The 10878-nt window shown below is 59.2% G+C and carries 10 protein-coding genes; 9 read left to right on the plus strand and 1 reads right to left on the minus strand.

Going from position 1 to position 10878, the window contains the following annotated elements; all coding sequences use genetic code 11:
- Positions 1-16 precede the first annotated feature (16 nt).
- From ACFQZG_RS05995 to ACFQZG_RS06015, 5 genes are read left to right on the plus strand one after another with little or no spacing between them, the layout of a single operon-like run.
- Positions 17-778 carry an SDR family NAD(P)-dependent oxidoreductase gene (locus ACFQZG_RS05995; protein ID WP_378150650.1) on the plus strand — a complete coding sequence of 254 codons (762 nt, stop codon included), beginning with the start codon at positions 17-19 and terminating at the stop codon, positions 776-778.
- Positions 779-804: 26 nt separating this feature from the next.
- Entirely contained in the window at positions 805-1902 is a 1098-nt protein-coding gene (locus ACFQZG_RS06000) for a mandelate racemase/muconate lactonizing enzyme family protein (RefSeq protein WP_378150651.1), read from the plus strand.
- Entirely contained in the window at positions 1902-2741 is an 840-nt protein-coding gene (locus ACFQZG_RS06005) for an amidohydrolase family protein (RefSeq protein ID WP_378150652.1), read from the plus strand. Before ACFQZG_RS06000 ends, ACFQZG_RS06005 begins: the two co-directional genes overlap by 1 nt.
- A gap of 33 nt (positions 2742-2774) precedes the next feature.
- On the plus strand, positions 2775-3548 hold the full coding sequence (locus ACFQZG_RS06010; protein ID WP_378150653.1) for an SDR family NAD(P)-dependent oxidoreductase: 774 nt from the start codon (positions 2775-2777) through the stop codon (positions 3546-3548).
- Positions 3549-3567: 19 nt separating this feature from the next.
- The gene (locus ACFQZG_RS06015) at positions 3568-4467 is read left to right on the plus strand and encodes a fumarylacetoacetate hydrolase family protein (RefSeq protein ID WP_378150654.1); all 900 of its coding nucleotides are present in this window, start codon (positions 3568-3570) and stop codon (positions 4465-4467) included.
- Between the two features lie 47 nt (positions 4468-4514).
- On the opposite strand, the gene ACFQZG_RS06020 is transcribed toward ACFQZG_RS06015, so the two are convergent.
- Positions 4515-5114: an SGNH/GDSL hydrolase family protein gene (locus ACFQZG_RS06020; RefSeq protein ID WP_378150655.1), complete on the minus strand. Its 600-nt coding sequence runs from the start codon at positions 5112-5114 to the stop codon at positions 4515-4517.
- Between the two features lie 112 nt (positions 5115-5226).
- On the opposite strand from ACFQZG_RS06020, the gene ACFQZG_RS06025 reads away from it, so the two are divergent.
- The 4 genes from ACFQZG_RS06025 (at position 5227) to ACFQZG_RS06040 (ending at position 10847) form a co-directional block, all read left to right on the plus strand.
- Positions 5227-6522 carry a helix-turn-helix domain-containing protein gene (locus ACFQZG_RS06025; protein ID WP_378150656.1) on the plus strand — a complete coding sequence of 432 codons (1296 nt, stop codon included), beginning with the start codon at positions 5227-5229 and terminating at the stop codon, positions 6520-6522.
- A gap of 77 nt (positions 6523-6599) precedes the next feature.
- Positions 6600-8393 (plus strand): sensor histidine kinase, encoded by a 1794-nt coding sequence (locus ACFQZG_RS06030; RefSeq protein WP_378150657.1) that lies wholly within the window; start codon positions 6600-6602, stop codon positions 8391-8393.
- Complete coding sequence (locus tag ACFQZG_RS06035) at positions 8371-9441, plus strand: response regulator transcription factor (protein ID WP_378150658.1); 1071 nt, start codon at positions 8371-8373, stop codon at positions 9439-9441. The genes ACFQZG_RS06030 and ACFQZG_RS06035 overlap by 23 nt, the downstream gene beginning before the upstream one ends.
- Before the next feature lie 68 nt (positions 9442-9509).
- Positions 9510-10847, plus strand: a complete 1338-nt coding sequence (locus ACFQZG_RS06040; protein ID WP_378150659.1) for an ABC transporter substrate-binding protein — start codon at positions 9510-9512, stop codon at positions 10845-10847.
- Positions 10848-10878 lie beyond the last annotated feature (31 nt).

Raw genomic sequence — 10878 nt, forward strand, 5'->3', positions numbered from 1 at the left:
TGAGGAGGGGTTGCGGATGAGTATTGTCGGCAAAACGGCCATCGTCACGGGCGGCGCATCGGGAATCGGCGAGGCTATCGTTCGGTTGTTCGCGTCGGAAGGGGCCAACGTGGTCATCGCGAACCGAAGCAAGGACGACGCGGAGCGGTTGGAACGGGAATTATCGGCGTCCGGCGCGAACGTCGCGGCTATCCAAACGGACGTATCTAAGGAGACGGATGTAAAGAGGCTCGTCGAAGAAACGGTTAGGCGGTTCGGGGGCATCGATATCGTCGTCAACAATGCGGCGGCGATCATGCCCAAGTATCTCGAGGACTTCGAAGAGGAAGAATGGGATCGGATCTTCAACGTGAACCTGAAGAGCGTGTTCTTCATGATCAAGCACTCGATCTCGGAGCTGAAGAAGACGAAGGGCTCTATCGTGAACATGTCGTCCTTGAACGGTCTGACCGGGCAGAAGATGAATCCCGTCTACGCGGCGACCAAAGGCGGCATGAACGCGCTGACCAAATCGCTGGCGCTGGATTACGCGCCGTACGGCGTTCGCGTGAACTGCATCTGCCCGGCCGGCGTAACGACTCCGTTGCTTCAGAAGTGGATCGAGCAGCAAGAGGATCCGGCCGCGACGGTGCATGCATTGAACGACATGCACGCGCTCGGCAGGCCGGCGACTTCCGAAGAAATCGCGGAAGCGACGCTGTTCTTGGCAAGTTCTCGATCCGGTTTCGTTACCGGCGTCGCGCTGCCCGTCGACGGCGGCGCCATGCTAGGGTATTAATCATACGACATAGGGAGCTGGAACAGATGAAGATTACGAAAGTCGAAACGTTCGTCCTGCACGTCCCGATCACGCCTCCGATTACCGATGCCATCAACGTCGCCACCCACTGGGGCTTGGCGGGCGTCCGGATCTATACGGACGAAGGCTTCGTCGGCTACGGCTATACGGGCACTTGCGCGGAAGGCGACGACATGATCGTCGATACGATCGAGAAGTATTACGCGCCGTTATTAATCGGCAAAGATCCGTTCATGGTCAGAGAGCTATGGAACGACATGCGCTTCGGCAAGATGCACTGGATCGGCAGATCCGGCGTTACGCATATGGCGCTGGCCGCCGTCGATATCGCGCTATGGGACATCATGTCGAAGGCTTCGAACAAACCGCTCTGGCAATATCTCGGCGGGGCGAAGTCGAAGGGGATCAAGGCTTACAATACGAATGGCGGCTGGCTCAACTGGAGCAAGGAGCGCTTGCTTAAGGACGTCGCCGAAATCGTCGAACAGGGCTTCACCGGCGTCAAAATCAAGGTCGGCAAGCAAGACCCGCGCGAGGATTACGATCGCTGCAAGGCGGTTCGCCAAGCGATCGGCGACGACGTCATCTTCATGATCGACGTGAATCAGCAATGGAACATCAACACGGCGATGACATGGGGCAAGAAGCTCGAGGAGTTCGATCTTTTCTGGCTCGAAGAGCCGCTGAATCCGGACGACATCATGGGACACAAGAAGCTGGCAGACGAGCTGAACGTTCCGATCGCGCTCGGCGAGCACGTCTACAATAAGTATGCATTCAGAGATTATATCCACAACGGCGCGGTCGAATACTGCCAGGTCGACGTCACCCGCGTCGGTGGCATTACGGAATGGCTTCAGGTCGCCGGACTCGCGGAGTCCTACGACGTGCCGATCTGTCCGCACGTCGGAGACATGGGCCAGATTCATCAGCACCTCGTCGCGGCTACTCAAGGCGCGATCATGCTGGAATATATTCCTTGGATCAGGCATATCTTCGTCGAGCCCGCAACCGTCAAGAACGGTCTGTACGTTCTGCCGGAGATGCCGGGGGCTTCGACGGAGATTATTCCCGAGATGTTCAAGGAATATCGCGTGAGATAATGAGAATCGACGCGCATCAACATTATTGGCGATTAGACCGCGGCGATTACGGGTGGCTGACGCCGGAGCTCGGGACGATATTCAGGGACTTCTTGCCCGCGGATCTGGAGCCTCTTCTGCGGGAGGCGGGAATCCGCAAGACGATCGTCGTCCAAGCGGCGCCGACTCTCGAAGAAACGAAGTTCCTGCTCGAATTGGCCGATCGGTCGGACTCGATCGCCGGCGTCGTCGGCTGGGCGGACTTCGAGAGCGATTCGTTCGCGGAGCAATTCGAGGCGATCGCCCGGCACCCGAAGCTCGTCGGCGTTCGAATCATGCTGCAGGACCTGGCGGATTCCCGTTACGCGCTGCGTGCGCCGATCTTGGAGCGGCTCAGGCTGCTCGCGGATCGCGACTTTCCCGTAGACTTGCTCGTGAAGGAGCGTCAGCTTCCCGCCATCGCCGAGCTGGTCGAGAGGATTCCGCATCTGCGCTGCGTCGTCGATCATATCGGCAAGCCGAATATCGCCGCTCGTTCTTGGAGCGAGTGGGCTTCCGGGATGGAGAGGATCGCGGCGAACCCGAATATCTATTGCAAGCTGTCCGGCATGGTAACCGAAGCCGATCACGCGAATTGGCAAGCCGAGGATTTCGCCGGCTATATCGATCATGTGCTGGCGGTATTCGGTACGAGGCGGGTCATGTTCGGAAGCGATTGGCCCGTGTGCCTACTGGCGGCCGACTACTCCCAGGTCGCGGACATCGTAGAAGACCGGTTGCGGAAATACAACCAGGACGATCAAGCGTTGATCATGGGGACGAATGCATTGAGGTTCTACAAGTTACGGCAAGGAACGTAGACTGCCGCCGATCACGCGAAAGGAGAATACGTCATGAGAATCGAAGGTAAAGTCGTGCTGATCACGGGCTCGGGTTCCGGGATAGGCAAATGCTCGGCGCAATTGTTCGCGCGGGAAGGCGCGACGGTCATCGTGAACGACATCGATGCGGTTAACGGACAAGCAACGGCAACCGAGATCGTGGAATCGGGAGGCCGGGCATGCTTCCTTCATGCGGACGTCACCGATGCGGAATCGGCGAGAGCGATGACGGAATCGGCGCTGGAGAAGTACGGGAAGATCGACGTGTTATTCAATAATGCCGGGATCAGCGGCGTGGGGGCCTTGCACGAAATCGAGCCCGATGCCTGGGACCGAATCATGAACGTGAACGTCCGCGGCGTCTTCTTGGCGAGCAAATTCGTCCTCCCTTCGATGATGTCGCGCCGCTCGGGCGTCATCATTAACATGTCGTCGTGCGTGGCGGAGATCGGACTGGCCCGACGCGCCTCCTACGCGGCGACCAAAGGCGCGGTGCTTGCCTTGACGAAGGCGATGCAGGTGGATTACGCTTCGTACGGAATCCGGGTGAACGCCTTGCTTCCCGGAACGATTATGACGCCGTTCGTCGAGAACTACTTAAGAACCTCGTACGCGGATCCGGAAGCGGCGGTCGAGTCGCTCAAACAACGGCAATTGAGCGGAGAGATGGGCAGGCCGGAAGACGTCGCGCAAGCCGCGCTGTTCCTCGCGTCGGACGAATCGAAATTCATGATGGGATCGCCGCTCTATATCGACGGCGGCGTCGTGTTCGGTAAAAATGCTTAATTGAGGAGACTTGAAAGCCATGAAATTGCTCACGTTCATCGAAGAAGGTCGTTACCGTCTCGGGGTTCTCTTGGAAGAAGGCGTGCTGGACATCGGAACGGCAGCGCGCGAGGAGGGAGCCGATAACGTACCCGTTACGATCCAGGAAGCGATCGATGGCGGAGAACCGGCTATGGAAGCATTGAGGGCATTCGTCGAACGCGCGAAGCGATCCCTTCGATTCGCGTCTTACCTGCTCGAACAATCCGAGCTTACGCTCGGGCCCTGCGTCACGCATCCGAACAAAATCATTTGCATCGGCTTGAATTACCGGAAGCACGCGGAGGAGACGAACGCGGCGCTGCCGGAGTATCCGATTCTGTTCAATAAGTTCAATAACACGCTGGCGGGGCACTTGGAAGAAGTACCGTTGCCGCGAGTGACCTCGAAAGTCGACTACGAAGCCGAACTCGTCGTCGTCATCGGGAAGAAGGCCAAGTACGTAAGCGAAGAGGACGCGTTATCCTACGTTCTCGGCTATTGCAACGCGAACGACTTGTCCGCGCGCGATTTGCAGTTGCGGACGAACCAATGGTTGACGGGCAAGTCCTGCGACAAATTTTCTCCGCTCGGCCCTTATCTCGTCACGGCGGACGAAGTCGGCGACCCGAACAAACTGTCCGTGAAGTGCACCGTGAACGGAGAAGTCCGCCAGCTGTCGAATACGTCCGATATGATCTTCACGTGCGCCCAAATCGTCAGCTACGTGTCGCAGAACATGACGCTCGTGCCGGGAGACATGATACTGACGGGAACGCCGGAAGGCGTCGTCCTAGGGAAACCGGTCGAGCAACAAACGTACTTGCAGCCGGGAGACGTCGTAACGATCGAGATCGAGAAGCTGGGTGCGATTACGAATACGATGGTTTCCGAAGCATAAAAGGTCGCGAGGCGCCCAACCTTCCATGGTTGGGCGTTTTCGCCTTTTTAATACCGTACCCATCGGAAGCCGATGCACTCCAGGAACGCGTAAGCGAGCGATGTCTCGATGTCCGCCCGCCGTGCTTCCGCGGTCTCCGGTCCGCTGCCGAGGTGCGCGTGCCGGTCTCTCGCGCGGCCGATCGCGGGTTTCGCGTCGACGTACAAGCAGCCGGGCTTCATGGCCGCGTCATGGACGATCTCCGCATATTGCGCATGGACGTCCGCGTCCGCGTCCGCTTCGTCCGCTTCGATCGGGGAGAACAGCACCGAGCGTTTCGCGTGAGCGCTCGTGTCGGCAAGCAGACGATGGAGACGCGTACGGAATCGCTCCGGCGTCATCGCGATTTCCGAACGTTCGCCGCCCGCGAACGAAGGCACGACAAGCCAGTCCGGCCGAATCATCCATACGGCTTCCAACCATCCGCCTTCCGTCCATTCGCCGTGGAAGGCGCCGCATTCGCGTATTTCGATTCGCAGACCAAGCTCCGGATATGCCGTAAGAAGCAAGTGCTTTACGATGTTCGCCCAGTCGTCCTCCGAGGAAGCGTCCGCAGAGTTCCTCGTAAGCGATAACAGAACGATCGATTGTCCTTGGCGCAACAGCACGCGAATCTCCTCCCGAGCGAGTTTTGCTTCATCATACTGCATCATTACGCGATATTATGGTAATATTCATAGCGAAATTGTATTTATCGAATAACGAAGGAAGAACCGATAGATGAACCGAGAAGATCGGAATCGCCTTGCCGCCATCGGCAAGCTCATGCACGAAACGTTGCGCCTGCCCGTCGTCCTAATCGATTGCGGTCGGCATGCGATCGCGCATGCGTGGGGCACTGATTCCCGCACGTACCCGAACCTAAGCTCCGCGGCCGACTTGTTGCTCCGAATGACGCGAGGCGACGCGATAGCGACGCTCCCCGTCGTTCAAGGAACGAACTTCCTCGAATATACGATAGCGCTTGCGGCGACGGGCGCGGACGGCGAGCCTTGCCTGTACGCGATCGGACCCGTCCTCTACGAAGCGCCCGCTCCCGAGCGGATTCAGGCGCTGATGGACGATAACGGCATTCCGCGCGAGGAGCGCGACCGCTGGGCCGATTATTATCGCGAGCTGCCCGTCGTAACCCGCGCGCAGCTCGTCCATATCGGCATCCTGCTGTATCGGTTGGTGCATGGCGTACAGCTGGAACCGCATGACGTGCTGAGCCGGGCATTGGAGCTGGAACGCCCGCTCGTCCGATCGGAGCAGCTCGAGAGCCAGCTGCTGGCGCGCCGCGAGGACGCGACCCTTCATCACGATCCTTATATGGAAGAGCGCTTGTACGATTGCGTTCGCAACGGCGATCAGGCGGGAGCGCTGCGGATGCTGGCCGCGTTCCCCGAGGAATCGATCGGGATCTTATCCCGAAGCAGCCATCTGCGCAACCTCAAGAACCTCGCCATCGTCACCGTCACGCTCACGACGCGGGCCGCGATGGACGCCGGCATGTTCTGGGAGCTCGCCTATACGTTAAGCGATCTTCACATTCAGCAGATCGAGGACTTGCGCGAGATTCGCCAGGTCGAGATCGCCCGTCAGCAAGTGGTGGCGGACTTCGCGGAACGCGTTCGGCTTATTCGCGAACGGCGGGTATCCAAGGCGGTCGCCGCTTGCCAGAACTATATTTATAACCATCTGTTCGAAGAGATCGCGTTGGAGGATCTCGCGCGCCTCACCGGCTTGAACGGCAATTACGTCTCCCAGCGGTTCAAGAAGGAGACGGGCATGTCCTTCCGCGGTTACTTGCTCGCCCGTAGAATCGAGGAAGCGCGCAGGCTGATCCGATACGCGCCGCTGTCGTTCACGGAGATCGCGACGCGATTATGCTTCCATGACCAGAGCCATTTCACGAAGGCGTTCAAGAAAGCGACGGGGATGACGCCGAAGCAATACCGCGAGGACGCGAAGGGACGAGGGCCGACGGAGGATGATCAATATCGTCCAATGGAGGACATCAATAAGTTGCAATGATCGAGCGGAGGAATCGGGCGTATCGTCTCGAATTCCCTTGGACAGGCTTGTGATTATTCGATCGAGGAGAGGTCGGCATGAAGCGCCTAAGCATACGCCATCGGTTAATGATCCTCATGATCTGCTTAACGACGCTGCCCGTGCTGACGGTCACTTGGATCGCGACGCTCAATACCCGGCACTCGGTGGAGACGGAGATCGTGAACGCGAACATGTCCCGCCTGCTATGGGCCGAGCAATACTTGGGAGAGATGATCGCCCAGGCCGAATCCGTGTTCACCGGATTGCAGATCGACGAGAGTCTCCTGCAGAGCATGGAGGAGGCGGGCAGCGACGATCCGAACCTGCAGTCCCGCAGCCAGAACGCGATCCGTACGGCGCTGACTTCGGTGCTCTATTCGAATTCGCGCAGGTTCGAGCAGCTCACGCTCTATTCGCACGCGAAGCAGTCGGCTTATTCGGTCGACTTCTCCGGCAGCGGCGTTCTCTACCCGATGTCTATCGCGGAGGGGAACTGGAGCCGAATGAACGAAGGCCCGATCCATCTCTACTTCGAGCCGTCCGACGACGGCATATACGCGTATCATAGTCTCAATCGCTTCGAGGACCGGCGCATGGTCGGCGGGTTATCGGTGCGCATCGACGGCGAAGTGTGGAAGGAAGCGACGGGCATTCTCATGTCCGAGAACGAGAGTTCGGTGTACCTGGTCAACGACCGATCGGAGCTGTTGACGTTGTCGGGGGCATCGGGCGGCTTGCCTGCCGAAGCGGGCGAGATGGCGAACCGGCTGCGCGCGTTCGAGTCGCAACCGCGGTTCGTCCGTACGGACGACTTCTTCTACTTCGTCAAGAAAGTCGACGACGGCGAGCTCGCGATCGTGAAGGCGATCCCGATCGCCGCCGTGCAGCAGAGCGCCGACTCTACGATTCGCGCGGGCATCGTCACCGGGTTGCTGTTCGCGGTCGCGTCCCTCCTGCTGTCCGTGCTCGTCTCGCTGCGCATCAGCCGCCCGATCGTACATCTCGCCAAGAAAATGCGGATGGCGGACCCGAATCAGCTCGCCTATACGGCGGTCAATACGGGAGACGAGATCGGTCTTCTCGAACGCGGGTACAACTCGCTCGTCCAGCGGGTCAAAGTTCTGATCGAGCACGAATACCAGCGGGAGATCGACGTCAAGAACGCGCAGCTCGCCGCCCTTCAGGCGCAGATCAATCCGCACTTCCTGAACAACACGCTGCATATGATCGGCGGCATGGCGCTGGCCAAGCAGGCCCCCGAAATCTATCAGGTGACCAAAGTCATCGGGGACTTGCTCCGTTACTCGATCTCCGAAGGCGACGAGCTCGTCTCCTTGGACGACGAACTTAAGCATATGAACAATTACTTATATATCCAGCAGCAACGGTTCGCGGGCAGAAGCCGGGTGAGCTTGGAGAATCGTTACGAAGGACGGGCGATCCGATTGCCCAGGTTTACGCTGCAGCCGCTCGTCGAGAACGCGTTCGAACACGGCTTGCAGCGCAAGGAAGGCAACTGGGATCTCGCGATCCGAATTACGAGAGCGGGCTCCCGCGTTCTGTTCTTGATCCGTGACGAGGGAGTCGGGATGACGCCGGAACGGCTGGCGCAAATTCGGCTCGACGTGCTCGGCCGATCCGACGGTCCGCCGCCTCCGGCCGAGAACGACGGACCGAAGCGGCGCCAAGGCATCGGGCTCAAGAACGTCGATTCGCGCCTGCGTCTAAGGTACGGCGACCGCTATCGCGTGCGTATATTCAGCCGGGAAGGCGTCGGGACGCTGATCGCGATCGCGCTGCCGCTCGAATGGGGAGGGGAGAACGAACATGTACCGAGTGCTGATCATTGACGACGAGCCCTGGTCGCGCGAAGTGGTCAAGGCGTTGGGCCGGTGGGAAGCGTTGGGCTTCGAGATCGCGGGAGAGGCGGAGGACGGCAATTCCGGCTTGGCCCGGATCGAGGCGCTGCGTCCGGACGTCGTCATTACCGACATGAGGATGCCCGGCCTGGACGGCGCCTTATTGTTGAAGGCGATGAACGAGCGGTTTCCCGAGGTGAAGATCATCGTCGTCAGCGGGTACGACGACTTCGTCTACTTGAAGCAGGCGGTGACGTCGAGGGCGACCGATTATTTGCTCAAGCCGATCGATCCGGAAGAGTTGAACGCGGCGCTGGCGAAGTGCGGCGAAGAGCTGGATAAGCGGTACAGTCTGCTTCGCGAGCGCGTCGAATACGCCGTCTTCGACGAACCGGCGCGGCGAGCGACGTATCTTCGCGTTCGCGAGCGACTGCGGGAAAGCTTATTGGCGCTGGACGTCGACGGCGTGAACGACAGCTTGCGCAAGCTCGACGACGAGATGCTCGCGAAGACCGGCCAAGAGCTGATCCTGATCGTAGAACAGTTCGCGGCGGAGAACGGCATCGGATTGAAGGACGTATGGGAACGCGGCGGACGTTCGTTCGACGGAACGGCCGATTCCCTCGCTTATATATACGGAGAAGTGCTGAGCGACGCGATCGCGCTGCGCCGCAACCGCAACCGGCTCGACTTGGCGGACGTCGTCGCTTTCCTCGGGCTACACTACCGGGACAACGTAACGCTCGAGACGGCCGCCGGTTATTTTCACGTGACGAAGGAACACTTGAGCAGGGCGTTCAAGGCGCATACGGGCAGCAACATGACGGATTACATCGCGCGGCTGAGGATGGACGAGGCGCGGCGGCTCATCGAAGAGGGATTGCCGATCAAGCAAGCCGCGGAAGCGATCGGGTACGCGGACGTCGCGTACTTCTACCGGGTGTTCAAGAAGCACGTCGGCGCGACGCCGGGAGAGCTCGTCAAGAAGAGAGCGGCGGATCAAAATCGTACAATCGCGGAAGACAATATCCTCGAATGATGAGAGCGGTTCCTTCTCCTACAATGAAGAAGCGATGACGCAATCATCATAACCAGGGGGAACGAAACATGAAGAAAGCGCTTAACCTGAGTGTCGCACTTCTCATGACGACGGCGGTATTGGCCGCCTGCAGCAGCGGCAACGAGAACAACGAAGCTTCGAGCGGCGCGCCGGCGAGCTCCGCAGCCGCAAGCCCGTCCGCTAGCGCGCCGGCTTCCCAAGCCGCCGAGCCGACGGAAGTCGAGCTGAACGTGTTCATCGGCGCGCCGCGCTTCAAGGACCAGTTCGACAAGTACTTCGAGAAGTTCAAGGCGAAGGAACTGGCGGAGAAGAACGTCGACGTCACGATCAATCTCGAGATGCCCGCGCCGGAGCAAGCGAAGGACGTGCTCAAAGCGCGCCTCGCTTCCGGAGACGCGCCGGACGTATTCGACCTGCACGCGACGCAAGACATTCCGACCTACTACAAGGCCGGATACTTGACCGACTTGTCCGATCAGCCGTTCGTAGGCAAACTGTTCGACGGCGTGAAGGAAACGGTCACGCACGACGGCAAAGTGCTCGCGGTACCGATGGAAAGCTTGTCTTGGGGCTACCTGTATAACAAGAAAATATTCGCGGACAACGGCATCGCGCCGCCGCAGACGTTGGACGAAATGAAGGCGGCCGTCGAGAAACTGAACGCCGCGAAGGTGGCGCCGTTCCTGCTCGCGTACCAGGAATCGTGGGTGCCGCAGCTCATGACCGCATTGTCCATAGGCGGAACAGTCTCTTCCGCGCATCCCGATTGGATCGCGAAGATGAACAAGGGCGAGGCTTCGTACGCGGACATCGCCGGTATCTTCGATATCATCGACATCATCAACGCCAACGGCAGCGCCAAGCCGTTCGAGGTCGGCAGCGGCCAAGGCTCCACGGACTTCGCGAACGGCAAAGCCGCGATGTGGATTCAAGGCCCTTGGATGGCCGAATCGATTCTGAAGGCGAACCCGGACTTCGAATTCGGCGTCGCTCCGCTCCCGGTCAGCAACGATCCGGCCGGCACGATGATCAATCTCGCGACGTCCACGTCGCTGGCGGTATCGTCTTCGAGCAGCAACCCGGAAGTCGCGAAGGATCTGGTCAACTTCATTCTCGACGACCAAGAGTCTTCGGCGCTGTTCGAGCAATTGAAGTTCAACCCGATCGCCACCGTTCATAGCTACGAGACGTTCCCTTGGATTCAGGAAGCGACTTCCTACGTCTCGCAAGGCAAAGCGTACTTGGATCTTCAAATGCCGCCGGGCGTTACCGACGAGCAAGCGAAGCTGCTGCAGAGCTATTACTCCAAGGACGTATCGAAGGAAGACTTCATCAAGACGATGGACGCGACATGGGCCAAGGCGGTCAAAGTCGCGGGGCAATAAAATAGCGGATTACGGGGAGTGAGGACTGTGA

Origin of the sequence: Cohnella sp. GCM10027633, assembly GCF_042675445.1 — a bacterium.
Taxonomy (GTDB): domain Bacteria; phylum Bacillota; class Bacilli; order Paenibacillales; family Paenibacillaceae; genus Cohnella.